Origin of the sequence: Prevotella sp. 885, assembly GCF_002265625.1 — a bacterium.
In the GTDB taxonomy this organism is placed as follows: domain Bacteria; phylum Bacteroidota; class Bacteroidia; order Bacteroidales; family Bacteroidaceae; genus Prevotella.
Genome location: NZ_NOVE01000009.1, coordinates 61,443 through 87,960, shown reverse-complemented (window position 1 = coordinate 87,960; position 26,518 = coordinate 61,443). Strand labels below are relative to the sequence as shown.

General features: G+C 50.3%; 20 protein-coding genes. 12 read left to right on the top strand and 8 right to left on the bottom strand.

Features of this window, described 5'->3' with window-relative positions:
- Positions 1–25: 25 nt before the first annotated feature.
- From fabD to pdxT, 4 genes are read left to right on the top strand one after another with little or no spacing between them, the layout of a single operon-like run.
- Entirely contained in the window at positions 26–913 is an 888-nt protein-coding gene (gene fabD, locus CHL74_RS05040; protein WP_094880079.1) for an ACP S-malonyltransferase, read from the top strand.
- A gap of 7 nt (positions 914–920) precedes the next feature.
- Positions 921–3,056, top strand: coding sequence for an alpha-amylase family glycosyl hydrolase (locus CHL74_RS05035; RefSeq protein WP_094880078.1), 2,136 nt, complete (start codon positions 921–923; stop codon positions 3,054–3,056).
- 27 nt (positions 3,057–3,083) lie between these two features.
- On the top strand, positions 3,084–3,959 hold the full coding sequence (gene pdxS, locus CHL74_RS05030; protein ID WP_094880077.1) for a pyridoxal 5'-phosphate synthase lyase subunit PdxS: 876 nt from the start codon (positions 3,084–3,086) through the stop codon (positions 3,957–3,959).
- A 3-nt stretch (positions 3,960–3,962) separates the two neighbouring features.
- Positions 3,963–4,535 carry a pyridoxal 5'-phosphate synthase glutaminase subunit PdxT gene (gene pdxT / locus CHL74_RS05025; protein ID WP_094880076.1) on the top strand — a complete coding sequence of 191 codons (573 nt, stop codon included), beginning with the start codon at positions 3,963–3,965 and terminating at the stop codon, positions 4,533–4,535.
- 117 nt (positions 4,536–4,652) lie between these two features.
- Here pdxT and CHL74_RS05020 read toward each other — a convergent pair whose 3' ends face one another.
- Genes CHL74_RS05020 through rsmG form a run of 4 tightly spaced genes read right to left on the bottom strand, consistent with a single transcriptional unit; the run spans position 4,653 to position 7,071 of the window.
- Positions 4,653–5,126, bottom strand: a complete 474-nt coding sequence (locus tag CHL74_RS05020) for a hypothetical protein (RefSeq protein WP_094880075.1) — start codon at positions 5,124–5,126, stop codon at positions 4,653–4,655.
- 31 nt (positions 5,127–5,157) lie between these two features.
- Positions 5,158–5,727 (bottom strand): crossover junction endodeoxyribonuclease RuvC, encoded by a 570-nt coding sequence (gene ruvC / locus CHL74_RS05015; RefSeq protein WP_094880080.1) that lies wholly within the window; start codon positions 5,725–5,727, stop codon positions 5,158–5,160.
- A gap of 53 nt (positions 5,728–5,780) precedes the next feature.
- Positions 5,781–6,422, bottom strand: coding sequence for an MBL fold metallo-hydrolase (locus tag CHL74_RS05010; RefSeq protein ID WP_094880074.1), 642 nt, complete (start codon positions 6,420–6,422; stop codon positions 5,781–5,783).
- Between the two features lie 25 nt (positions 6,423–6,447).
- Complete coding sequence (gene rsmG, locus CHL74_RS05005) at positions 6,448–7,071, bottom strand: 16S rRNA (guanine(527)-N(7))-methyltransferase RsmG (RefSeq protein WP_094880073.1); 624 nt, start codon at positions 7,069–7,071, stop codon at positions 6,448–6,450.
- A gap of 120 nt (positions 7,072–7,191) precedes the next feature.
- Between rsmG and thrS the strand changes: the two genes are divergently transcribed.
- Complete coding sequence (gene thrS, locus CHL74_RS05000; protein ID WP_094880072.1) at positions 7,192–9,144, top strand: threonine--tRNA ligase; 1,953 nt, start codon at positions 7,192–7,194, stop codon at positions 9,142–9,144.
- Positions 9,145–9,310: 166 nt separating this feature from the next.
- Here the strand turns inward: thrS and CHL74_RS04995 are convergent, their stop codons facing one another.
- The 3 genes from CHL74_RS04995 to CHL74_RS04985 all read right to left on the bottom strand — a co-directional run bounded on the left by CHL74_RS04995 (position 9,311) and on the right by CHL74_RS04985 (position 16,689).
- Positions 9,311–11,332 carry a hypothetical protein gene (locus CHL74_RS04995; RefSeq protein WP_094880071.1) on the bottom strand — a complete coding sequence of 674 codons (2,022 nt, stop codon included), beginning with the start codon at positions 11,330–11,332 and terminating at the stop codon, positions 9,311–9,313.
- Between the two features lie 29 nt (positions 11,333–11,361).
- The gene (locus CHL74_RS04990; protein WP_141241235.1) at positions 11,362–15,744 is read right to left on the bottom strand and encodes a translocation/assembly module TamB domain-containing protein; all 4,383 of its coding nucleotides are present in this window, start codon (positions 15,742–15,744) and stop codon (positions 11,362–11,364) included.
- 120 nt (positions 15,745–15,864) lie between these two features.
- Entirely contained in the window at positions 15,865–16,689 is an 825-nt protein-coding gene (locus tag CHL74_RS04985; protein WP_094880069.1) for an ABC transporter ATP-binding protein, read from the bottom strand.
- A 204-nt stretch (positions 16,690–16,893) separates the two neighbouring features.
- Between CHL74_RS04985 and CHL74_RS04980 the strand changes: the two genes are divergently transcribed.
- The 7 genes from CHL74_RS04980 (at position 16,894) to CHL74_RS04950 (ending at position 23,681) form a co-directional block, all read left to right on the top strand.
- On the top strand, positions 16,894–18,246 hold the full coding sequence (locus CHL74_RS04980) for a Na(+)-translocating NADH-quinone reductase subunit A (protein ID WP_094880068.1): 1,353 nt from the start codon (positions 16,894–16,896) through the stop codon (positions 18,244–18,246).
- Between the two features lie 28 nt (positions 18,247–18,274).
- Positions 18,275–19,435 carry an NADH:ubiquinone reductase (Na(+)-transporting) subunit B gene (locus tag CHL74_RS04975; protein WP_094880067.1) on the top strand — a complete coding sequence of 387 codons (1,161 nt, stop codon included), beginning with the start codon at positions 18,275–18,277 and terminating at the stop codon, positions 19,433–19,435.
- 12 nt (positions 19,436–19,447) lie between these two features.
- Positions 19,448–20,176: an NADH:ubiquinone reductase (Na(+)-transporting) subunit C gene (gene nqrC / locus CHL74_RS04970; protein ID WP_094880066.1), complete on the top strand. Its 729-nt coding sequence runs from the start codon at positions 19,448–19,450 to the stop codon at positions 20,174–20,176.
- Between the two features lie 17 nt (positions 20,177–20,193).
- Positions 20,194–20,820: an NADH:ubiquinone reductase (Na(+)-transporting) subunit D gene (locus CHL74_RS04965; RefSeq protein WP_094880065.1), complete on the top strand. Its 627-nt coding sequence runs from the start codon at positions 20,194–20,196 to the stop codon at positions 20,818–20,820.
- Between the two features lie 5 nt (positions 20,821–20,825).
- Complete coding sequence (gene nqrE / locus CHL74_RS04960) at positions 20,826–21,452, top strand: NADH:ubiquinone reductase (Na(+)-transporting) subunit E (RefSeq protein ID WP_094880064.1); 627 nt, start codon at positions 20,826–20,828, stop codon at positions 21,450–21,452.
- Positions 21,453–21,470: 18 nt separating this feature from the next.
- Complete coding sequence (nqrF, locus tag CHL74_RS04955) at positions 21,471–22,742, top strand: NADH:ubiquinone reductase (Na(+)-transporting) subunit F (RefSeq protein ID WP_094880063.1); 1,272 nt, start codon at positions 21,471–21,473, stop codon at positions 22,740–22,742.
- 132 nt (positions 22,743–22,874) lie between these two features.
- A complete protein-coding gene (locus CHL74_RS04950) occupies positions 22,875–23,681 on the top strand; it encodes an N-acetylmuramic acid 6-phosphate etherase (protein ID WP_094880062.1) in 807 nt (268 codons plus the stop codon).
- 438 nt (positions 23,682–24,119) lie between these two features.
- Here CHL74_RS04950 and CHL74_RS04945 read toward each other — a convergent pair whose 3' ends face one another.
- The gene (locus tag CHL74_RS04945; RefSeq protein ID WP_094880061.1) at positions 24,120–26,366 is read right to left on the bottom strand and encodes an inorganic phosphate transporter; all 2,247 of its coding nucleotides are present in this window, start codon (positions 26,364–26,366) and stop codon (positions 24,120–24,122) included.
- Positions 26,367–26,518 lie beyond the last annotated feature (152 nt).

Below are 26,518 nucleotides of genomic sequence, written 5' to 3'. Positions count from 1 at the left end.
AATTATAAAAGAATAAAAAAATTATATGAAAGCATTTGTTTTTCCAGGACAGGGTTCACAGTTTGTCGGAATGGGCAAAGACCTGTACGAGTCTAACGAGACAGCAAAGAATCTTTTCGAGAAAGCCAACGAAATCCTTGGCTTCCGTATTACAGATATAATGTTTGACGGCACAGACGAACAGCTTAAGGAGACCAAGGTGACACAGCCTGCCGTTTTCCTTCATAGCGTAATTTCTGCCATCTGCCTCGGCGACGAGTTTAAGCCTGCAATGGTAGCAGGACACTCACTTGGTGAGCTGTCAGCTTTGGTGGCTGCGGGTGCTGTTTCATTCGAGGACGGTCTGAAGCTGGTTTATGCTCGTGCTATGGCAATGCAGAAGGCTTGCGAGGCTGCTCCCGGAACAATGGCTGCTGTCATCGGTCTTTCTGACGAAGTGATAGAGCAGACATGTGCTGAGGTAAGCACAGAGGGCAATGTTGTCGTTGCAGCAAACTATAACTGCCCCGGCCAGCTGGTTATTAGCGGCAATATGGACGCTATTAACGCTGCTTGCGAGAAGCTGAAGGCAGCCGGCGCAAAGCGTGCTCTGCCTCTTAAGGTTGGCGGCGCTTTCCACTCTCCGCTTATGCAGCCCGCTAAGGAAGAATTGGAGAAGGCTATTCAGGCTACAACATTCTCGGCTCCTCTTTGCCCCGTATATCAGAACGTAGACGGACTGCCTCATACAGATCCTTCAGAGATTAAGGCCAACCTCATCGCACAGCTGACAAGCAGCGTACGCTGGACTTCAAGTGTGAAGAATATGATTAAGGATGGCGCAGACGACTTCACAGAATGTGGACCGGGCAAGGCCCTTCAGGGTATGATCGGCCGCATCGACAAGACTGTGGCAGCTCACGGTATCGCTTAAAGATATTATGGCCAAAGAGAAAATACTTATTTATCAAGTGTTCACCCGCCTTTTCGGTAACCGTGTCAACAACAATAAGTTCGATGGCACGATTGCCGAGAATGGTTGCGGAAAGATGAACTTCTTTGACGATAAAGTACTAAAACAAATCCGAGGCAAGGGATACACCCATGTATGGTATACGGGAATCATCCGTCACGCCACATCTACAGACTACACCTCTTATGGCATTCCGCGCCAGCATCCTGCTATCGTGAAAGGAAAGGCAGGTTCGCCTTATGCCATAACCGACTATTACGATGTCGATCCAGACTTGGCGGAGAATGTAGACAAGCGTATGACGGAGTTTGAGCAGCTGCTTAAGCGCAGTCATGCTAACGGACTGAAGGTCATCATCGACTTTGTTCCCAACCATGTGGCACGTCAGTACAAGTCGATAGCCAAGCCGGAAGGTGTGGCAGATCTTGGAGCTGATGACAATAAGGACCATTCCTTCAACCGCGACAATAATTTCTATTATTGCGTAGGCGAGGAGTTTCGTCCTGATATCGACCTCTACGGCGGAGAAGACACTCCGTACACAGAATATCCAGCCAAAGCAACGGGTAATGACCACTTCGATGCCCGTCCTGGAAAGAACGACTGGTATGAAACAGTAAAACTGAATTATGGCATAGACTATTGTGATGCCGGCGGAAGATCCGAACACTTCGAACCTACACCTGATACCTGGAAAAAGATGTTATCAATCTTACTTTTTTGGGCGTCAAAGGGCGTAGACGGTTTCCGTTGCGACATGGCTGAGATGGTGCCGCCAGCTTTCTGGAATTGGGCTATCGGTAGCGTAAAGCGTGCTTATCCGTCTATACTGTTCGTTGCGGAGGTCTATAACCCCATGGAGTATCGCCATTATGTTGACGCAGGCTTTGATTATCTTTATGATAAGGTGGGCATGTACGACACTATGCGTAACGTGATTTGCGGCAATAGCCCCACATCCCAGATAACAACGGCCTGGCAATGGGTTGACCCCATCCACGACCATATGCTGTATTTCCTGGAGAATCATGACGAGCAACGCGTAGCAAGCGATTTCTTCGCAGGCGACGCTTTCCGCGCTTATCCGGCTTTTGTCGTAAACACTCTGATGCGCTCCAATCCGTTTATGGTTTATGCGGGTCAGGAGTATGGCGAGAGAGGCATGGACGCAGAGGGATTCAGCGGCAAGGACGGACGTACCACCATCTTCGACTATTGGACAGTACCGTCATTATATAGAGCATACGTCGATAACAGCCTGTCAGAAGACGAGGCAAGACTTGACGCTCTTTATACCCGCATACTCCAAATCGCCAGCAAGGAGAAGGCTGTAAGCGAAGGTCAGTTCTTCGACCTTATGTATGTCAATGGGCATTTTGCCTCAAGACAATATGCTTTCCTCCGTAAGGCAGATGACGAAATGATGTTGGTGGTAGCCAATTTCGCAGACGAGGATGTAACGTGCAAGGTGGTCATCCCATCACATGCATTCGATTTCCTCGGTATTCCGCATAAGGCTGTTGAGGCTGAGGACATGCTGGGTGGCGGAAGAATGACTGCCGATTTCAAGAATGACGATTTCGTACTGGTGAATGTAAGTGGACACGATTGTAGAATATTTAAATTCAATTTGAGTATGGATACAGATATTGTCTTCAATGAGCATAACAAGGAAGAGTTTCCTCCTGCTCATACAGCCGAACATCTCCTCAATCAGACGATGATCAGAATGTTCGGATGTGAGCGCTCGCGCAACGCTCATATAGAGCGTAAGAAGAGCAAGATAAGCTTCATCCTCGATCACAAGCCCTCACGCAAGGAGGAGAAGGAGATAGAGGACCGCATGAACCAGCTTATCGCTGAAGACCTTCCAGTTACCTACGAGGTTGTCGACAGAGACCACATTCCTGCGGATGTCAAGCTTGACCGTCTGCCGGCTGATGCTTCCGAGAAGCTTCGCCTGGTGCGTATCGGCGACTATGATGTCTGCCCCTGTCTTGGAAAACATGTACGTTCCACCTCACAGATTGGCAAGTTTGTAATGCTTGGAACCAACTGGGACGAGATGAAGCGTTCATTCCGCATTAGATACAAGATTGTATAACATAAACGATATTTATTAACAAACATTATGACTGAAAACAGACAAACACTGAACCGCAACTTGGCACAGATGCTCAAGGGCGGTGTAATTATGGACGTTACTACACCTGAGCAGGCTCGCATCGCTGAAGCAGCTGGTGCATGTGCAGTTATGGCACTCGAGCGTATCCCCGCAGACATCCGTGCTGCTGGTGGCGTATCTCGTATGAGCGACCCTAAGATGATTAAGGGCATTCAGGAGGCAGTTTCAATCCCCGTTATGGCTAAGTGCCGTATCGGCCACTTCGCAGAGGCTCAGATTCTGCAGGCTATCGAAATCGACTACATCGACGAGAGCGAGGTTCTCTCTCCCGCTGACGATGTTTACCATATCGACAAGAACAAGTTCGAGGTTCCCTTCGTGTGTGGAGCACGCAATCTTGGCGAGGCTTTGCGCCGTATCGCTGAGGGTGCCACTATGATTCGTACAAAGGGCGAGCCGGGAACTGGCGACGTTGTACAGGCTGTTCGCCACATGCGTATGATGCAGAGCGAGATACGTCGTCTCACATCAATGTCTGAGGACGAGCTCTACGAGGCAGCTAAGCAGCTTCAGGTTCCCTACGACTTGGTGAAGTACGTACACGAGAACGGCAAGCTTCCCGTCGTAAACTTCGCTGCCGGTGGTGTTGCTACACCTGCTGACGCTGCTCTTATGATGCAGCTTGGTGCTGAGGGCGTATTCGTAGGTTCTGGTATCTTCAAGAGCGGCAATCCTGAGAAGCGTGCAAGAGCTATCGTTCAGGCCGTTACAAACTTCAACGATGCCAAGATGCTTGCTGAGCTTTCTGAGGATCTCGGCGAGGCTATGGTCGGCATCAACGAGCACGAGATCGAGGTTCTTATGGCCGAGAGAGGCAAGTAAGAAATGAGAATAGCAGTATTAGCATTACAAGGTGCCTTCATTGAGCACGAGATGATGTTGGAGCGTCTTGGAGCCGAAACCTTCGAGATTCGCCAGTTGTCTGACTGGGATCAGCCCAAGGACGGTCTTGTGATTCCTGGAGGCGAGAGTACTGTGCAACTGAAGCTTCTGAAGGACTTGGGCTTGCTCGAGTCCGTCAGAAACGACATACGTAACGGACTTCCCGTATTCGGCACATGTGCCGGACTTATCCTTCTGGCAAAGAAGGTGGAAGGACAGTCTTTCGACCGTATTTCCACTATGGACATCGACGTATGTCGCAATGCTTATGGTCGTCAGCTTGGCAGCTTCTATACGGAGGACAAGATGAACGGCGTTGGTGAGGACATCCCGATGACATTCATCAGAGCGCCTTATATTAATAAGGTGGAAGGTGACGCTGAGATTCTTGCTGAGGTCGGCGGACACATCGTTGCCGCAAGACAAGGCAATCAGTTGGTTACGGCGTTCCATCCAGAACTCAACGACGATGTTCGTGTGCACCAGTATTTCCTCAATATGATAAAGGGAGCGTAAGGCTTCTCTTTGAAAGGCAGAATAATGTAATAAAGACAAAAAGCGGACGATACAACTATAAAAAGTGTATCGTCCGCTTTGTTTATTCAGTTGTTTAAGTGTTTTCTCTTGTGGGCATTACTTTTTCTTCACTTCCTCCAATGCCTTCACCCAGTCTGTATCAAGCGAGAACTGCGTTATGAACTTGTCGTTGTCCACGTATCCGTAAACTAGTTCCTTGTCCATGTCGTTAAACAATGAGTTGTTTATTGTGGCAGCCTTAAACTTAGCCTTCAGCAGATCCTTGTCCTTAGCCTTGTCCGTAACCTTGAGACGGGCCACGAAGTAATTCACAAACTCTATCATGGCGTCAGTCTGTAAGCCCAATTCGTATTCTGTGAATGTGGGTTCCACGGCTGCCTTGTCGATGAGGTAATAAATGGCATCATACTTGAAGCAGGCAATCTTGCGCGACTCGAGATTCTTTGTCGTGTCGTTTGCAAGTGCTTCTGCGCTCTCCTGAATGTGCTTCACCTCCTTGAATATTTCTTGTCCTTGCGAGTTGATGGCGAATGTTAGCATCGCCACCATCATAAATACGATTTTCTTCATAATCCCGTGTGTTTCGTTATTTCTTTGTTGTTTAATGTCCGTTCTCGCTTAGTCGGTCCTTGTTTTTGTTCACAAAGTCCTTCCATCCCCGGTAGTGGGTTGTGGTGACTGGATTTCCGGCTTGCATGAAGTGGCAGTAAGCCACGCCCATAGCGTCCGTTGCGTCCATCAGCTTAGGCATTTCCTCCGTGTCCAGTCGGAGTAATCTTTTCAGCATTTCCGCCACTTGCTCCTTAGAAGCCTGTCCCTGGCCGGTAATTGCCATCTTTATCTTCATAGGGGCATATTCGTGGATGGGAACGCTATGATTGACGGCTGCTGCGATGGCCACTCCCTGCGACCTTCCAAGCTTCAGCATCGACTGTACGTTCTTACCGAAGAAAGGCGCTTCGATTGCCATCTCGTCCGGCAGATATTGGTCAATGACCTCCGTCACTTGTGCATAAATCTTGCCCAGGCGCAGGTAAGGATCTGAGCATTTGCGCATGTCAATTACGCCCATGCAAACCTTCTCAGCCTTGTTGCCTATGACGCGCAAGACTGCATAGCCCATGACGTTCGTACCAGGGTCGATACCTAAGATTATCTTTTCTGTTTTCAATCTCAACTTTTTAACTTCTCTAACTTCTAAACTTTTTTGAAAGTTTTGGCTTCTTATCTGTCCAGATACGGATTGTGTGCCAACTCATATCCCATCGTTGTCTTCTGTCCGTGTCCCGGCAGGAGAGTAATGTCGTCAGGGAACTGTACGAACATTCTTAGGCTCTGGATAATCATAAGCATGCTGCCACCCTCAAAGTCTGTACGTCCGATGGAGCCGCGGAAGAGCGTGTCGCCCGTGAAAGCCACCTTCTCGTCCTTGATGTAGAGTACCACCGAACCCATAGAGTGTCCCGGCGTCTCTATAACTTCGATGTCATGATTGCCGAAAAGGATGTGCTCGCCGGCGTGGAAAGTCTTGATGTCAGTCACGATAGGCTCATCCAGCGTCATTCCGAAAAGTGCAGCCTGCTTGTCTGCGGCTTTAACGTATTCCTCATCCGAGCTATCTATTTCGAGTGGAATACCGAACGTGCTGGTAATGAATGCGTCGCCGAAGTTATGGTCGAGGTGTCCGTGTGTGGCTATAAGGTGCTTTGGGGTAAGTCCGTTCTCCTTTATATACTTCTCGATGGCAAGCTTCTCTTCCTCATAATAAGCTCCGCAGTCGATGATGACGCATTCCTTGGTGTCGTCGCTAACCACGTAGCAGTTCTCCTGCAACATGTTGCATGTGAAGGTCTCTATATTAAGCATTTTTTCTTTTTTCTTGATTAATGATTTATAAGGGCAGATATATCAGATATTTCTCCTTGAACCACTCCTCGTCAAACATGTCATGGATGTCAGTCATGCTGACGATATTCTTAAATGGTCTTGTCTCGTTGTTGAGGTCGCCACCCTTCAGACAAATAAGACCGTTAGGCAACGAGTTCTGCTGACGCTTATGGTCGACGTTCTTCTTTATTATCTTCACAAGGTCGGGGAGGGGCATTACGGCGCGACTCACCACGAAGTCGTACTTCCCCTTTTCCTCTTCGCCTGAAAGCTGCTCCGCTTTCACATTCTCCAATCCAAGCGCCTTAGCCACCTCGTTCACCACGAGAATCTTCTTTCCAGTACGGTCAATCATCTTGAACTGACATTGCGGGAACATTATGGCGAGGGGGATTCCAGGGAATCCGCCACCTGTACCAAGATCGAGAATCTTCGAACCGTCCCTGAACTTAATCTCGTGAGCGATGGCAAGCGAGTGAAGCACGTGATGCTCGTAGAAGTTGTCCATGTCCTTTCTCGAAATCACGTTTATCTTACTGTTCCAGTCGTCGTAAAGCTCCTTCAGCTTGCCGAACTGTTCCGCCTGCTTGTCGGTTATGTTGGGGAAGTATTTCTTAATCAGTTCCATTTATTTGTTATTTGATAAATTGTATTTTAATTCTTGCTTGCAAAATTACGTAAAATCATCGAATTATACTAATAATTTATTGTACCTTTGCAAAGATATCGATTAATAAACTAATTTGTTATGGTTAAAATCACATTTCCGGATGGCTCTGTTCGTGAGTACGAAAAGGGCGTAACGGGGTTACAAATCGCCGAGAGCATCTCACCGGCTCTCGCTCGCAACGTTGTATCTTGCGGTGTAAATGGTGAGACAGTAGAGCTGAACCGTCCCATCGAGGAGGACTCTACCATCGCTCTCTACAAGTTTGAGGACGAGGAGGGCAAGCACACATTCTGGCACACATCAGCCCACCTGCTCGCAGAAGCGCTTCAGGAACTCTATCCTGGCATTCAGTTCGGCTTCGGTCCTGCAGTTGAGAACGGCTTCTTCTACGACGTAATGCCGGCAGAAGGACAGGTCATTTCCGAGAACGACTTCGGAAAGATTGAGGCAAAGATGATGGAGCTTGCCAAGAAGAACGAGCCGGTTGTTCGCCGTGAGGTTTCAAAGACCGACGCCCTTGAGGAGTTTAAGGCTGATGGTCAGACTTACAAGTGTGAGCACATCGACCTTGACCTTGAGGATGGAACCATCACTACATATACCCAGGGCAACTTCACCGACCTTTGTCGTGGCCCGCACTTGCTCAACACAGGCCTTATCAAGGCTGTGAAGATCACAAGCGTGGCTGGTGCTTTCTGGCGTGGCGATGCTAAGCGCGAGCAGATGACCCGTATCTACGGCATCTCATTCCCGAAGAAGAAGATGCTCGATGAGTATCTCGTAATGCTCGAGGAGGCCAAGAAGCGCGACCATCGTAAGATCGGTAAGGAGATGGAGCTCTTCATGTTCTCTGATCGTGTGGGTAAGGGTCTTCCCATCTGGCTGCCTAAGGGCACAGACCTCCGTCTGCGTCTGCAGGAACTTCTCCGCAAACTCCTCAAGCCGTACAACTATCAGGAGGTTATCACTCCGGGTATCGGCGGCAAGAGCCTCTACGTCACATCGGGCCACTATGCTCACTATGGCAAGGACGCTTTCCAGCCCATCCACACACCGGAGGAGGACGAGGAGTATATGCTCAAGCCGATGAACTGTCCTCACCATTGCGAGATTTTCGCCCGCAAGCCGCGTTCTTACAAGGACCTTCCTCTTCGTATAGCAGAGTTCGGTACAGTATTCCGCTATGAGAAGAGTGGTGAGCTTCACGGTCTGACACGTGTCCGCACGTTCACACAGGACGACGCTCACCTCTTTGTACGACCAGATCAGGTAAGGCAGGAGTTTGAGAACATCATCGACATCATCCTCAAGGTGTTCAGCATCTTCGGATTCGACAACTATGAGGCTCAGATTTCGCTCCACGATCCGAAGGATACCGAGAAGTATATTGGTTCTGAGGAGATTTGGGCAGAGAGCGAGAACGCCATTCGTGAGGCTTGCCGTGAGAAGGGGCTTGAGGTTCGTGAGGAGGTTGGCGAGGCTGCCTTCTACGGTCCTAAGCTCGACTTCATGGTTAAGGACGCCATCGGACGCCGTTGGCAGCTTGGTACCATTCAGGTGGACTACAATCTCCCGCAGCGTTTCAAGCTGGAGTATACAGATGAGGACAACACCAAGAAGACTCCGGTGATGATCCACCGTGCACCGTTCGGTTCAATGGAGCGCTTCACAGCCGTGCTCATCGAGCACACAGCTGGTCACTTCCCGTTGTGGCTTACTCCTGACCAGGTGGCCATTCTGCCTATCTCAGAGAAGTATAACGACTATGCCAAGGAGCTTCAGGCTTACTTCGACAACGCTGGCGTAAGAGCAATCGTTGACGACCGTAACGAGAAGATAGGCCGTAAGATTCGCGACAACGAGCTGAGCCGTGTCCCATATATGGTTGTCGTTGGCGAGAAGGAGGCTGCTGAGGGTCTCGTTGCTATGCGTAAGCAGGGTGGTGGCGAGCAGGCCACTATGACCAAGGAGGAGTTTGTTAAGCGAATCCTTGACGAGGTGAATGCACAGCTTAACGTTGCTACAAAGTAAGCGACGACTGATTTATAAAACAAAAAGTTGGGGATATTCTTGCATACAAGAACTTCTCCAACTTTTTTTGTGCCCTTTCCAAAGCTCAATCTTACTTCTTTAAAAGCCTTGCTTCGTTCGAATCATAACTTAAATAATTCTATTTCTAAACAAATAGAGTGCTTCTTCAGAATTTCCATTTCGCCTGTATTTCCATGTCGGTCTTCTTTGAATCGTTTATCTCTTGATAGCCGCTTGAAATCTTGTCACGGTCGAAATATTTCGTTGTGCCCACCTTGCAGATTAGCTGTAAGTTCTTTGTTGGCTTTGTGCTGAGGTGGAGGAAGAAGCGCATGCCCTCTCCGTAGAACATGGGGAAGGAGAAGTCGTAGAGCATGCCTCGTTCGTAAGTGTAGATGCGGCTGTCGTAGTCATGCGTCCGGAAATAACCCACGCCGGCGTTGCATTCCAGTATTTCTTTATATTTATATCCTGCCGACTGCGACACCATCCATCCAATGCTTTGACTGGTCTTCGTGGTGTATGCCATGTCATACTGCGTTCTCATAGTGAAACTTTTCTGCTTGTAGTTAAGCTGAAATCTTCCACGATGTTCTGTCTTGTCTATGAGTGGGGAAGAAGCGTCCGCACCGTTTTCCTGCTTCAGACGGAGACGATAGCGTAGAGTTATGTCTACGGGTGAAAAACTCAAGGTAGTCTGAATGAGATTGTCTATGGAACGAGACGCTTTTGAGGCGCGATAGACTGGCATAGGATGATAGGCGTAGTCGGAGTAAGCCATGATTTTCAGCTGTGAGAAAGGTGTCCATGTGGCACCAAGATACATTCCCGACTCGTTCTGCACATGACCGCCGTCGCTGAACGAACGGCTGAAGAGCGAATAATACTTATACGAGTAGAAGCGTTGTATTGCTGTCAGGGTGAGCGTCCGGCTGGCTTTGAGGGAGATGGTGTTGATGGTGGCAAGAGCATGTGAGTTGCCCGTTGCCGTCTCGCCCTTTACGGAGATTCGTGGATGTATGTATGCGTAGTCGATGCTGACGTTCCAGAAGTTGTTGCCGTTGGGAGAATAGAGTCTGAATGCTTGCGACTTGTCTGGCTTCAAGTCCTTGCTGAAAGCCGTATATACAGCCGTTGCACCTACGCTTATTCCGTTGTGCTTGACATTGACGTTCATTCCTGCTGTGGTCTGCGAAGCGTTGTGACGTTTCTTTATCTCGGTTTCGGTACGATGATAGCCGGTTTTGAGTATGGTCTTGATGGTAGAGTCGTCGTTAAGCGTGGCATCAATCTTGCGGTATGAAGCAAAAGCCGTAGTGGTGATGTTTTTGTATATCTCTATGGTGGATGCCACGCCTTGTAGGTATGCCGCTTCCGAACGTGAAGCGTTGGCTGTTATGCTGTTTTGTGGGGTTGCGAGAACCTGGGAAGTGGTCTTGCCCATACCGAATCCGGCGTTCATGACAAGTCCAAGACCGAACCTTGCCTTGTATTGTCCTAAGGCAAGAGTCCTGATTCTGCCGAGTTTTCTTGCAAGGACATAGAAAGCATAGTGGTCGTAGCCCATCTTGTTATGACTTCCGAAGAAAGGCTCGCCCGCATCCTGCGCCCCCGTAATGCCGGCTTGCAGGAGTTGTCCGTAACTATACTTATAGCGTATCCAATGCTTGTATTTATATCCAAGATACGCTTCGCGGTCGCCCTTACGTTCATAGAATGGTATCTTTACGTAGCCCACCAGCTCGTTCTTGCCATGCTTCGTTATTTCCTTCCAAGTCGGAAACTTACGGCTCTCGTCTATGTTGCCCAAATATACAAAGCAGTTCAGCAATCTCAGCGTAACATTATCGAGCGACTTTATCATTGCCAGTTCGCCTATGGAGCGGATAGGGCGGTGGCGGTCGAGGTATTCGGTAAGCTCCTCACGTTGTGTGTTGCTGAGGAAAGCCAGTCGTTGGATGTCGTCGTCCGTGGCGTTATTGAGGTCTATGGGATTGGTCTCCAGCTCACGCAGCAGCTCGTACATCTCCTCCGTGTTACCAGCTTCTATGTCGTCATAGTCGCTGAGATTGTCAAGGAATTGTTCCCATAGGCTGCTTGTCCCTGTCGGGGCTTGCCAGGTGTTGTTCTGGGCGTGTATGGCAGAAGCAGACAGCATAAGGACGACTGCGATGGCTTGCTTTTTCATGTGGGGTAGGTTTTGGTAGGTTGTAATAATTACTTTGTTTTTGTCTTCTTTTTTCTCCAGAAGAAGAGGTCAGACATCTTTGTGAAGTCCTTCCTCATGATTATACCCACTCCCTGCGTGTTAAGGCTGTTACGTGTGAAGTAGCGGTCATTAGTCTTGTTGTAGACGTTGATGGCGAGGTTGCCGTTGGGGAAGAGCAGGTATCTCAGGTCGAAGTCGCCGATGAAGCTGGTGGTGGCGTTCGGATTGTCGCGATAGCCGAACTGTCCGTTCAGAAGCAGGCGGTTATTGAGCAGGCGTCCGGATAGCAGACCTTCATATTCGGCGTTGTTGAATCCTTCGTCGCCCGTAGAGATGTTGGCTCCGAAGTTCCAGTTGCTGCTGTTTATGACATTGCTCAGCACGGTATTTATCTGTTGGCTGACCGTACCGCTCAGAAAGCTCTGCATGGCGAGCGATGTCTGGCTGTACTGCTGACCGGACTCGCCAGCGGCATTGTTTGTGCCTTGTGAATAGAATCTGCCAACAGCCAGCAGATAGAGCACCTGCTGATTGGTCTCCTCCTCGGCGTTGAGCAGACTGTATACCATCTGCTTCACGTCGTTGCCAAGCGTAGGCATGTCCAGATTGAAGTCCACCTTCGGTGCATCGGGAGTGCCCGTAATGTTCATCAGACAGTTTACGCGTACGTTGTTGTTTGTGAACGACTTGCCGATGTTAAGGTCGCTCAGGCTCACGCTGTTGAGCGTGTAGAGTGCCTTCATGTCCAGCGAGGCGTTGTATGGGTCGCCGCCGAACGATATCATGCCACCCTTTTGGAACTGGAAGTCCTTCTTGATGATGTTCTGTATAGTGAGCTTGTAGATGCCGTGGTCGATGATGTAGTTGCCGTAAAGGTCGAACGATCCCTTATTGAAGTATGAGGCACGCATCACGCCGTTTCCGTTAAGCGTGATGTAGTCGCCCGTGGCCTCGTCCATGATGATCTTCAGGGTGGCGTCAGGGTTGCAGTTGATGAGGAAGTTAAGCTTGATGTTGGTGCTGATGTCCACCTTGTTGCGCTTGTCGTTGTCCTTTTCATCGTCCTGACTGTCGTCCGTCTGGTCGTGGTTAGCCCAATGTATGTAGTCGTGAGAAGATACGGAACTGTTGTCGCTCACGTTATAAACAAGGATGCTGTTCTTTTCGGGCACGCCCTCCACGTCGATGGTCACCTCGCCGCTCTTGCCCACGATGGAGCAGTCGCCCGTAACGTACGCCGTGCCATAGAACGAGTTGCCGTCGAAGGAATGGGTGTCGTACGCTAAGAGGTTCTTTGCCTTCACGTTCAGGCTGTATGAGAGGTTGGTAAGGTGCTTGTGATAGATGCTGCCTGAGAGCAGACCTATGTTGCCGTTGCGGTCGCGTATGGTGTCGCCGGCGAACTTAATCTCGTCCGGAACGAATGTCACGGTGTCGTTCTTTAGATAATATGTGGTGTTCATCGCCGACATGTGCGCCTTGCCGCTCACTACAGCCTTACCCACAAGGTTGATGTTGCTGAGCGGTCCCACGACGTTCAAGTTGCCGATGATGTCGGCGTCGATGTTGTCCATGAAGCTGTCGCAGAATCCCTCCATAAATTCGGCTCTTGTGCGGTTGGCGTTAATGGCAAGGTCGATGAATTTGTGCTTCGGCGACACATATCCGTTGATTATCGTTCGTCTGTTGTCCTCGTCGAGCGCTTTGGCGTCGATGTTGATGCGTCCCTCCTCGTTGTCGTAAGCCACGTTGGCATAGAGTGTGCCCATGCGTCCCGTCTCGAACTTGAATTGCTTGACGGTAAGGTCGGCGCCCATCTGCGGTTCCTTGCTGAACACGCCAGCCATGACTGCGTTGCCCGACGCCATTCCGAAGAAGTCGACAGAATGGAAGTTGACGAGATTCAGGATGTAGCTCACGTCGATGTCCTTCAGCGCTATGGTAAGCGAGTCCTGCAGGTCGTTCGTGGCTGTGCCGTTAATGATAAGATGCTGGTCGCCGTGCTTGATGGTGAAGTTGTCTACGTCAAGATGATTCTTATAGTAAGTGATGCTTGCCGGCATGATGTGCCATGTGGAGTCGCCTATGGTGGCTTCAGACTTCAGCACGTCCACGTAAGCCGTGGCAAGTCCCTCCTCGTTCTTGGCGAAGAGGGTGCTGGCGTTGATGACGCCGTGCATGGGATGGCGGCTGTTGGTGCGGAATGCGGCGGAGGTCTTCAGACGGTTGCCGAAAGCGTCCGCCGAGAGACGGAGCGCCAAAGCCTTGCCCTTGTCAGACAGCTTCTTGAGGCTGATGTCGGCACGTAGAGTGTCGCCGGGCGAACCGATAGTCACAAAGGCGTCGCTAAAGTGTGAGTCTTTATAGGAAAAGTTGGGGATGTCGCAACGCAGGTCAATCTTCTGATTCTTCTCGTCCATGCCGCCACTAATGCTTATGGGCTGTGAGATATAGAGAGGTACGCCCAATAGCTTGTTGAGCCATTCGGTATCATTAATGAGTGCGTTGATGGTGAATGCGTTGTCGCCGCGTGTGGGCTTCTTTTCAAGACCCGGCATGGAAGGCAATTTGGACGCTATCATGTTCTTAAGGCTACGGACGATGGTCTGATAGTCAAAGCTACCCGTAATTGCCACGTTGCCGAAGTCGCTGTTCATGTCGAGGAAATGTTCGCCGTCCTTAAATCCTGTGTCAATTCTGAGGTTGGCGAGCGAGTATGCGTCCTCCGTCTCCTGCATGCTTAGATTGCTTATCTGCAACGAGCCTGCAGCATCGTTGACGTTATTGCCACGAATGTTGGCATCTATGTTGAGGGCGAATGCAGCAGCTCCCCATTTGTTGCTGATATTCAGCACGCTTGGCACAAATCTGCGAACTTCTGCTTTAAGGTCGATGTTAGGTGTTTTGGACGCTCCGTTATAGAGCGCGTTAATGTCGATGTCGGCGTTGCGGTCGTTCATGGTAAGAACGCCCTTGAGCGTCTTGCCGCGATAAGAAGCGTCAAGACGTATGTTGCGGTAAGTATATTTGTTGAAGTCGAGGCTGGCGATATTACCCTTCAGATGCACGTCGTCCTTTGACGTAGCCGTAGCAGTCAGATTGGCGGCTATGCGTCCGAGATTGTCGTTCTGGAGCAGTTCGCCTATGCCCAGTCCGTTTGTCTTGACGTCAGCCACAATCTTCTTGCCCTCCTTCTTCACGCCGAAGTCGGCATCGCCGAGATTGGTCTTCAGCTTGCCGTCTGCATGCAGAAGGTCGATGTTGCCGTAAGAGTGAGCCGTAAGGGCTATATGGTCTATATTTTCAACCACCTTAGGCAGGTCCTTGCCCGTAAACGTTTTCAATACCATAGCTGCAAACTGCTGCTTCATCTGCATTTCCTTCAGTCGGCAGTTCCATGAAGGCTTGGAGGAAAGTCCGTTTACGACGCCTTCCGCTTCAAGCTTCATGCCCATGTCGTTGGAAACGGCAAGCTGCTTGATGTCAATGCTTTCCGCCGTGCCACTGAACATCGCTTTAAGGGAAGTGCGACCGGTAATGTTGGCGAGTTTGGGTACGAAACATGCAAGGTCGGGTAGGGCGAAGCGTTCGGAAAGTATCTCGCCACGGTATTTAAGCGATTTCTTCTCGATGGTGTTGTCCTTGATGTTATACGTGGCCTCGATGTTCTTGACAAGCAGCTCGGAGTTGGGCAGTTTTATTTCGAGGTAGGGGAGTTCTGCCTTAGTTCGTCCCACGACTGCGTGAAGCGAAAGATGGTCTACGGAAAGTCCGCAACGCTCCTTGAATGACAGGCGCTTCACCTTAATATTGAGCGAATCGTTGGTGATGCGGTCAACTATAATATGTGAGCTGATATTGCGCACGTCAATATCGTCCACGGAGAAATTCTTCCGCGTACCGGCTTTCGAGAGACATCTGTATCGGATGTCGCTATGACGTAGAATAAGCGAGCTGATCTGCAGGTTTATGGGAGTGCTTTGCTTGGTTGTGTCCTTCGACGCAAGTGAGTCGATGACAAACTGAAAATTAGGCTTGGCCTCCGGAGTGGTCTTGTAGAGATTGGCTTTCAGACCGAAGAATTGGGCTGACGTAATCTCTATCTCGCCCTTTGCCAATGCCAAGGGAGAAATCTTTACAGATATGCGCGACACCTTTAGCATCTGCTTTCCGCTTTGGTCGAGCATCTGCGAGTCGTCGATGATAAGGCGATTGATAAAGCCCAAGTCTATGCGTCCGATGGTAACCTTCGTGCCTAACTTGCTGCTTAAAGCATTACTTGTGGCATTTCCTATAAGTGACTGAACTGTAGGAATATGTATGACAGCCACAATAAAGGCGTAAAGCCCTATCAAGGTCCATACTGTTATGTTGACAATTCGTTTTAACACCTGCTTGTTATTACTCTTTTTTTAACTTTAAAAAACCAATAGATTCTGAACCCGTGAGAGTCCGATAATTAAATCAAGTCTGCAAAGTTAGCCATTTTTTTTGGATTATGCTTTGGCTTTTCATACTATATTTTCTATTCGGAGTGCCATCGTGTCCTTGTCTATACATACTCCGTTGTCGCCGATATAGGCTTTCAAGTCTCCATTCTTAACAATATCTTTAGGCGTACCTTCCACAATGCCGTCTTTCTGCATCAGCCAGATGCGGTCAGCTGTCTGTAAGGCAATCTCTATGTCATGAGTAGACATTATTATTGTCTTGCCCTGCTCGTGGGCGAGGCGGCGTAGCGTCCGAAGCATCTCCACCTTTGCAGGAAAATCGAGAAAGGCGGTTGGTTCGTCAAGGATGATGACAGCCGTCTGCTGCGCCATCGACTTGGCTATTAGCACTTTCTGCATCTCGCCGTCACTAAGGCTCAAGGCTCTTCTGCTGCGCATGTGCGTCATTCCCACGCTCTCAAGGGCTGCGTCCACCTGACGACGGTCGTCCTCCTTAAGCGTTCCCCAGATGTTGGTGTAAGGAGCACGTCCTAATGCCACAAGCTCTTCTACCGTGGCGTTGGCAGTCTCAGGTCGTCTTGTCAGCACTATACTTATGGTTTGTGCCAATTCCGAAGCCGACAAGTCCTCCACCCGTCGCCCGCCTACGGCAATACAGCCGTCAGAATAGTCCTGAAGGCGAGCTGCGCAACGCAGCAGGGTGGACTTTCCTATACCGTTTCTGCCTATCAGACAGGTCAGTTCGCCTGCTTTTGCGCAAGCGTTAATGCCACGTGCAATCTCCGTAACAGAACGGCTGCCCTGCGTCCGGTAACCGAAAGCCACGTCGCGTAAGGAGATATTATTAGGGGCGGATTTTATGTCGATTTTTGGAATTGTATGCATCTGCTTTATGGTTTTGTGTGCAAAGTTAGTGGTATTGACCCAAAATTCGCTACTTGTAGTCCACTTTCCTTGCAAAAAAACGTTGTAAACACAGAATATTTCAGTAATTTTGTAGGCTGAAACGGCTATTGTCTAATTTTTGTTAAGGACAAATCTGCTACAGAATCAAAACGAAGACAATTTTATTATCTTTTTTATATATTTATGGCAAATGTAATTAAGTTACGTAAGGGTTTGGACATCAACCTGAAGGGAAAGGCTGCTAAGCAGAAGTTCTCCGTTAAGGCTGCTGCCCAGTACGCCCTTGTACCTGACGACTTTGTAGGCATGACTCCTAAGGTTGTCGTTCGCGAGGGCGACAAGGTGAAGGCAGGCGACGCTCTCTTTGTCAACAAGAAGCAGACCGACGTCAAGTTCGCCTCTCCGGTTAGTGGAGTAGTGCAGGCAGTTGTCAGAGGCGACCGTCGCAAGGTATTGCGCGTTGTCGTAGAAGCTGACAAGGATCAGCAGTATGTCGACTTCGGTCTGAAACAGGTGGCTTCGCTTGACGGCGACGCCGTGGTGAAGACTCTGCTTGAAGCTGGCTTGTTCGGCTACATCAACCAGCTGCCCTACGCAGTATCCACCACTCCCGACCAAAAGCCCCGTGCCGTCTTCGTCAGCGCTCTTCGTGATATGCCGCTGGCTGGCGACTTCGAGTATGAGCTGCAGGGTAATGAGGAGGACTTCCAGACGGGTCTGACAGCCCTCTCGAAGGTGGCTCCCGTTTATCTCGGCATCGGCGCAAAGCAGACCAGCAAGGCGCTTACCGAAGCAAAGGACGTGGAGGTGAACGTATTTGACGGACCCTGCCCCGCAGGCAACGTAGGCGTTCAGGTGAACAACATCGCCCCCGTCAACAAGGGCGAAGTGGTTTGGACTGTCGATCCGACAGCCGTAATCTTCTTCGGACGTCTGTTCCGTACCGGTAAGGTGGACCTCCGCCGTCTTGTGGCTGTAGCAGGTAGCGAGATCACGAAGCCGGAGTATGCAGAGGTGCTCGTAGGACAGCCCATAGCTGACCTCCTTGAGGGCAAGCTCGCTGCCAAGGACCACGTACGCATCATCAACGGCAATCCGCTCACAGGACGCAAGGCTACGAAGGACGACTTCGTAGGCGGTCATACATCGGAGATTACAGTCATACCTGAGGGTGACAACGTGGACGAGATGCTCGGATGGATTCTTCCGCGTACCAACGACTTCTCTGTAAGCCGCAGCTACTTCTCATGGCTCTTCGGCAAGAACAAGGAGTATGCTCTCGACGCTCGTGTGAAGGGTGGTGAGCGCCACATGATCATGAGTGGCGAGTACGACAAGGTGCTCCCTATGGACATCTATGCCGAATATCTTATCAAGGCCATCATCGCTGGCGACATCGACCGTATGGAGCAGCTTGGCATCTATGAGGTGGCACCAGAAGACTTCGCCGTGGCTGAGTTTGTTGACTCTTCCAAGCTCGAACTCCAGCACATCGTGCGTCAGGGTCTCGACATGCTCCGCAAGGAGAATGCTTAACGTTTAATTTAATTACAAAGAGAAAAGTATGAATTTTCTGAGAAAATATCTTAACGACATCAAGCCCAACTTCGAGCCAAAGGGAAAGCTCCACGCCTTCCGCAGCTTGTTCGACGGCTTTGAGACTTTCCTGTTTGTACCCAACCAGACATCCAAGACCGGTGTGAGCATTCACGACGCCATCGACTCGAAGCGCATCATGAGCTTCGTGGTGATAGCTCTGCTCCCCGCCCTGCTGTTCGGTATGTACAACGTGGGATTCCAGAACTACAAGGCTGCCGGCGCACTTGCCGACGCTTCGTTCTTCTCAATGTTCCTCTACGGAGCGCTTCAGGTGCTTCCTAAAATCATTGTCAGCTACGTGGTAGGTCTCGGCATCGAGTTTGCCTGGGCACAATGGAAGGGTGAGGAAATCCAGGAGGGCTTCCTCGTATCGGGTATCATCATCCCCCTCATCATCCCCGTGGGCTGTCCGCTGTGGGCACTCGCTGTGGCTGTAGCCTTCGCCGTGGTTATCGGCAAGGAAATCTTCGGCGGTACGGGTATGAACATCTTCAACGTGGCGCTCATCACGCGCGCGTTCCTCTTCTTCTCATATCCTACAAAGATGTCAGGCGACGCAGTATGGGTGGCTAACGACACATTCTTCGGTCTTGGCAACACTCTGCCTGATACCTTTACCTGCGCCACTCCGCTCGGCGAGATAGCACAGGGAACAGCCGTGAACGGTAGCCTCTGCGACATGATCGTAGGTCTTATCCCGGGTTCAATAGGTGAGACAAGCGTTATCGCCATCGCTATTGGTGCCGTTATCCTCCTTTGGACTGGCATCGCTTCTTGGCGCACCATGCTCAGCGTCTTCGTTGGAGGCGCCGTGACAGCCTACATCTTCCAGGCTCTCGGCATGACTCCGATTGCTTGGTATGAGCACCTCATTCTTGGTGGCTTCTGCTTTGGTGCTGTCTTTATGGCTACTGACCCCGTTACTTCAGCCCGCACACAATGTGGCCAGTACTGGTATGGAGCCTTGATCGGCATCGTGGCAGTTATCGTCCGCGTTATGAACCCCGGTTATCCAGAGGGCATGATGCTCGCCATCCTCTTCATGAACATGTTCGCTCCGCTCATCGACTACTGCGTGGTACAGAAGAACATCTCCAAGAGAATGAAACGTTTAACAAACAAATAACAAATTCGGAATATGGAAGAAACAAAGAAAAAGGGGCTGAACACCAGTTCAAACTCCTACACAATCATATATTCTGTCGTTATCGTAGTTATCGTTGCGTTCCTGCTTGCATTCGTGTCTTCTACACTCAAGCCGCAGCAGGACGAGAACGTGGCTCTCGACAAGAAGAAGCAGATTCTCGCTGCGCTCAACATCCGTGACATCGACGGAGCTGAGGCAACCGAGACATATAATAAGGTAATCACAGCCGACATGATCATCGACCGTAATGGTGCCACTATCGAAAAGGGCGCACAGGGCGGCACAGAGGCTGGATTCCTCTGCAACAGCGCCTCTATGAAGGAGGGTAAGCTCGCGCTTTACGTATGCAACGTGGACGGCGAGACAAAGTACGTCATCCCCGTATACGGTATGGGCCTTTGGGGCGGCATCAACGGCTACATCGCCGTAAACGCTGACAGGCAGACAGTCTATGGAGCCTACTTCAATCATGAGGGCGAGACCGCAGGTCTTGGTGCCGAAATCAAGGATTCACGCGCATGGCAGGACCAGTTCAAGGGCAAGCACATCTTCGTGGATGGCAAGTCTGACGTGGCTCTCTCAGTAGTGAAGAAGAATGAGGTGACAGACCCCGCCACACAATGCGACGCCGTAACCGGCGCTACGCTTACATGTAACGGCGTGAGCGACATGCTTCACACATGCCTCGGTGAGTATTCAAAATTCTTAACATCTAAATAAGGAGGAGAAATAAGATTATGAGTTTGTTTTCAAAAGAAAATAAGGCGGCTTTCACCAATCCTCTGAACCTCGACAACCCTATCCTCGTACAGGTGCTCGGTATCTGCTCGGCTCTCGCCGTGACATCGCAGCTCAAGCCTGCCATCGTGATGGGACTTGCCGTGACGGTGATCACAGCCTTCGCAAACGTGATTATCTCTATAATCCGCAACACCATACCTAACCGTATCCGCATCATCGTGCAGCTCGTGGTTGTTGCTGCTCTCGTTACCATCGTGAGCCAAATTCTGAAGGCCTACGTCTATGATGTCAGCGTAGAGCTGTCAGTATACGTTGGTCTTATCATTACCAACTGTATCCTCATGGGACGTCTTGAGGCATTCGCCATGCAGAACAAGCCTTGGCCTTCGTTCCTCGACGGCGTGGGCAACGGTCTCGGCTATGCCTACATCCTCGTTGTCGTTGGCGGTCTGCGTGAGCTTCTCGGTCGCGGCACGCTCCTCGGCTTCCAGGTTATCCCGCAGGGAGCCTACGATGCCGGCTACATCAACAACGGTATGATGACAATGCCTGCCATGGCGCTCATCCTTCTCGGAGGAGTGATATGGATACACAGAGCTTATTTCTACAAAGAAAATAACTAAGAATTATGGAACATTTAATAAGCCTTTTCTTTAGGTCCATTTTCGTGGACAACATGATATTCGCCTTCTTCCTCGGTATGTGCTCGTTCCTTGCCGTGTCGAAGAACGTGAAGACATCATTGGGACTGGGTCTTGCCGTAACGTTCGTCTTGCTCGTAACCGTGCCTGTCGACTATCTGTTGCAGACAAAGGTGCTGGGCCCGGACTGTCTCGTTGAGGGCGTCGACCTTTCTTACCTTAGCTTCATCCTCTTCATCGCTGTGATTGCAGGTATCGTGCAGCTCGTCGAGATGGTTGTCGAGAAATACTCTCCGTCGCTTTATGCAGCTCTGGGTATCTTCCTTCCCCTTATCGCCGTTAACTGCGCCATCATGGGTGCTTCGCTCTTCATGCAGCAGCGCATCAACCTCGATCCTTCCAACACGCAGTATATCGGCAACGTCGTTGACGCCATCGTATATGCGCTCGGTAGCGGTATCGGATGGACAATGGCCATAGTAGCCATGGGTGCCATCCGTGAGAAGATGCAGTACAGCGACGTGCCCAAGCCTCTTCAGGGTCTCGGCATCACATTCATCACCGTAGGCCTCATGGCAATGGCCATGATGTGCTTCTCTGGTCTTAAAATTTAATAAGGAGGACTCAACGCTATGAATACATCATTTATATTTGCAAGTATCGGAGTTTTCCTCGTTGTGATACTCCTCTTGGTTGTCATCCTGCTCGTTGCAAAGAAGTTCCTTAGCCCGAGCGGTAATGTCAACATCGAAATCAATGGCGACAAGACCATCAACGTGCCGCAGGGTTCGTCACTCATGACCACGCTTAACGAGAACGGCATCTTCCTTCCCTCTGCATGCGGCGGTAAGGCCAGCTGCGGACAATGCAAGGTGCAGGTGCTCGAGGGTGGCGGCGAGATTCTCGATTCTGAGAAGCCCCACTTCACACGTAAGCAAATCAAGGACAACTGGCGTCTCGGATGCCAATGCAAGGTCAAGTCTGACATGAAGATAAAGGTGCCCGATTCGGTTATGGGTGTCAAGGAATGGGAGTGCGAGGTTATCTCCAACAAGAACGTATCGTCGTTCATCAAGGAGTTTAAGGTGGCTCTGCCTCCTGGAGAGCACATGGACTTCGTTCCTGGTTCGTACGCTCAGATCAAGATTCCGGCATACGACTGCATCGACTACGACAAGGACTTCGACAAGGACCTTATCGGCAAGGACTATATCGGCGCATGGGAGAAGTTTAATATCTTCTCACTCAAGGCACACAACCCCAACCCCACAGTACGTGCCTACTCAATGGCCAACTACCCCGACGAGGGCGACATCATCACCCTTACCGTGCGTATCGCCACAACGCCGTTCCTGCCGCGTCCGCAGGTGGGCTTCCAGAACGTGCCCACAGGTATCGCTTCGTCATACATCTTCTCACTCAAGCCGGGCGACAAGGTTATGATGTCAGGTCCTTACGGCGACTTCCATCCTAACTTCACCTCAGGCAAGGAGATGATCTGGATTGGTGGTGGTGCCGGTATGGCTCCGCTCCGCGCTCAGATCATGCACATGACCAAGACGCTCCACACTACAGACCGCGAGCTCCACTTCTTCTACGGCGCACGTGCTCTCGGTGAGGCGTTCTTCCTCGAGGATTTCTGGGAACTGGAGAAGGAATTCCCCAACTTCCACTTCCACCTCTCGCTCGACCGCAAGGACCCCATTGCCGATGCTCAGGGCGTGAAGTACTACGAGGGATTTGCCGTCAACTGCATCCGCGACACCTACTTGAAGGATCACGAGGCTCCCGAGGACTGCGAGTACTATCTCTGCGGACCTCCAATGCTTATCAAGACTGTTACCGACTATCTCGATTCGCTCGGAGTGGATCCCGAAAGTATCATGTATGACAACTTCGGATAAACCGAAACTTATTGCGTGAACATTTCACGTAGCTTAAACATAAAGCCAAAAGGGAGATAAAAACTTTCTTTTGGCTTTTTTTGTGTCCATAAAAAACGCTACCTTTGTGGACTTTATAAATGGAGGAATTCTATGGAGACACGCATTACTGAGCAGTCGTCGCACTACGACCATTTGGAGCAGATGACTGTGGAGCAGATTACCGAGGGAATTAACAATGAGAGCATGTCGGTGGCTGTGGCTGTCGGCAAGGCCCTGCCGCGGCTGAACAGTCTGATAAGTGCCATCGAGGAGAGGCTTCGCGAGGGTGGCAGACTCTTCTATGTGGGCTGCGGCACGGGCGGACGGTTGGCTACGCTCGACACCATTGAGGTGCAGAACACGTATGGCACCGACGGAACGCAGATTCAGGCCATATTCCCCGGAGGTACGGGCTGTCTGACGCAGACACGCGAGTCGCGGGAGGACGACCTGCAGAACGGCTGGGAGCAACTGACAAAGCGAGGTGTCAGCGTTAAGGACATTGTTGTAGGTTTCTCTGCCAGCGGCACAACTCCTTTCGTCCTTGCCGCATTGAAGCGTTGTCGTGAGGCAGGAATAGCTACGGGATGTATTGTCAACAATCCTGACTCGCCCATATCCCGTGAGGCTGATTATGCAGTGGAGGTGATCACCGGACCGGAGTTTGTAACAGGCTCCACTCGCATGAAGGCTGGAACGTCGCAGAAGATGTGTCTCGACATGATTAGCACTACGGTGGAAATCAGACTTGGCAGGGTGGAGGGCAACAAGATGGTGAATGCCAAACTGATAAATGCCAAACTTATTGACCGCGCTGTCCGCATTTTCATGGAACGCAATCCGCAGATAACAGACCGTAAGGAGGCTGAAAGGCTGATATTGCAGGCTGGAAGTGTGAAGAAGGCAGAGGAAATGTGAGGAGGGGACGGGAGTGGACAGCCATCTGCATTCTTCCGTTTATGCTGCAAAGATACGGCGTAATCTCCGCTTATGCAATAGTTGTCCTTTACGACGTGCAAAGTTGACTTTTACAATATCCAAAGTTCTCCTTTACGACGTGCAAAGTAGCGCAAGCGCAATTCTGATTGTCATCTTGTCATTTTGTCATTTTGTCAAAATGAGAAAGCGAAAGTGTTTGTCAGACTCCTATAGTATAATATATATTAAATATATTATTCTATAGAGCTAAATAACGATATTCAGAATTTGATTTTGACAAGATGACAAGATGACCAAATGACAAGATTCCATCCCTGTATTTCTATGTTTTTCCTGATGAAAGAAACGATAGAGGGGCGTCGCGAAATGCGACACCCCTTCTGAATCTCGATTGATTGTATTGTGAACTGATGCAGATCAGTTGTCTATGAACTTCTTGGCTGCTCTCAGCTGATGGCGCATGTTGCTGAGGAGCTGCTGGCTCTCCTGCAGGAGGTTGAGATAGACGAGCGAAACCTGCAGCTTGCTGTTGTCCTTGCTCTGCTGTATGCGGTCGATATGCTTCTTGCGGATAACAGAAAGCTCGTCCTTGCATTGGTCGGCGAGGGATAGTGTCTCGCGATAGTTCTCGAAGCGGCATGTTGAAATCTGCGATTCGGTCTGCTGCATGAGGTCGTTGATCTGAGCGCGGATGGGACGGAACTCCTCAATGTACTCAGCCGGAAGCGGATTGAAGTTGTTGTCGACGTGCTCCTTTACAGGGTCGAGGATGCGGCGGAGACAATAGATGAACTGCTCTGAAGAGTTGATGCCGAGGTGGAACCATGTGTTTCGCTCTATGGCAATCTCTGTGGGTACGCGTCTCAAGGCGAGAAGCTCCTGACGGCGATACTTCTTAAGCTCAATCTTTTCCTTTGCCAAGTCGTTTGAGACACGGCGTAGTGTCTTTGCACGCTCGCTTTCCAGTCCGTCGATGATGGCGTTGAAGTTCTGCATTACGAAGCGTGTGGTAAAGCTCTGTGTGCGCGATACGTGCTTTGCAAGGAGGTCCCAGACAATCTCCGGGTCGCGGGTGCGCATCATCAGACGGAACACGTCCTCCTTGTCTGCGTCCTTCTCCTTCTCGGCATACTTGCGGTTGCTGCGGATGAGGAGGAAGACGACGAGAGCCATGAATGCTATCTTGGCAACAATGCCGCCGTAATACATTATGATGCAGACAATTGCGCAGGAAACGAAGGCTACACCTGCTGTGATAAACCATCCACCGATGACACTTATCACACCTGTTACGCGGAATACTGCGCTCTCACGGCTCCATGCACGGTCGGCAAGGCTCGATCCCATAGCCACCATGAACGTAACGTAAGTGGTGGAAAGCGGCAACTTGTAGTTGGTGCCGACGGTGATGAGGAGCGAAGCAAGCACAAGGTTGATGGCTGCACGTACCACGTCAAAGGCAGCGCCTTCGTTAAGTTCTGCCTCTTCCTTGTTGAAGCGGCTGTCAATCCAGCGTGCGATGCTCTTGGGCATGTATTGTGAAATCCAGCTTGACGACTCCTGTGTCACTCTAACGATGCTGCGTGCAGCACGGCTCGAACCGAACATCTCGTCGCCTTCGTCCTGACGTGCAAGGTCTACGCTGGTCTTGATTACGTTCTGGGCTTTCTTGGATGTAGCCATAGCCACAATCATTACCACGCCGGCAGCAAAGAGATAGACGGGAGGTGTCTGGGCGCTACCGTTGAGCGAGTCCATCATGAAGTGTGATACGCCTACGCCACCAGAGTTGGCCACATAGTCGTTGTATGAGTCGAGTCCTGCGAGAGGCACGCCGATGAAGTTGACGAGGTCGTTGCCTGCGAATGCCATAGCGAGGGCAAATGTTCCCATAAGGACGATAAGGCGGAAGATGTTGACGCGGAGCAGATGGAGCACCTCCATGACGATGGACGAGCCTACGAAAGTGGCAAGGAGGAGCATCTGCGTGTTAGCCTCCACCCATGTGCGTACGTCCTCAGCGATGTAGTGCGACTTGGCGATGCCCTTGAGGAAGATAAAGTAAGCGAGGGCTGTGAAAGCGATGCCGCCGAAGATGGCGATGGAGTAACGAGAATGGCGCTTGTAATTGAATGTGAAGACAATACGCGAGAGCCATTGTACGATAATACCGAACACGAAGGCGATGGCAACACTCACGAAGATGGCTATGATGACGCTCAATGCCTTGTCCGTATTGAGGAGGTCGCTGAAGGCAAGATTAGGGTCGGCTGCCACCTTCAGGACGGCGAGGATGAACGTACCTCCGAGAAGCTCGAACACCAATGAAACTGTGGTGGAGGTTGGCATTCCGAGCGTGTTGAACATGTCGAGGACGATGATGTCCGTCACCATGACCGCAAGGAAGATAGTCATCACGTCGTAGAAGGAGAAGTTGGACGGCTGCATGATGCCGTGTCTTGCCACGTCCATCATGCCCGAAGACATTATAGCTCCTATTGCCACACCTGCCGAGGCGACGATAAGGACGGTTCGAAACTTCGCCACTTTAGCTCCAATGGCGCTGTTGAGAAAGTTGACGGCGTCGTTGCTGACACCCACGAAAAGGTCGAATACTGCAAGACATAGCAGAAAGACGACGATGCATAAATAAATTGGTTCCATATATTTGTTTGTCTTTATTTTTCTGCTGCAAAGTTAGAATCTTGATGTTACACCATGTTTAAACACATATTACAATCGTGTTACAACGTTATTGTGAAAATTGATATGTTAAATTTAGGGGACAAATGAGTCATAGCTAAATATTTATTATT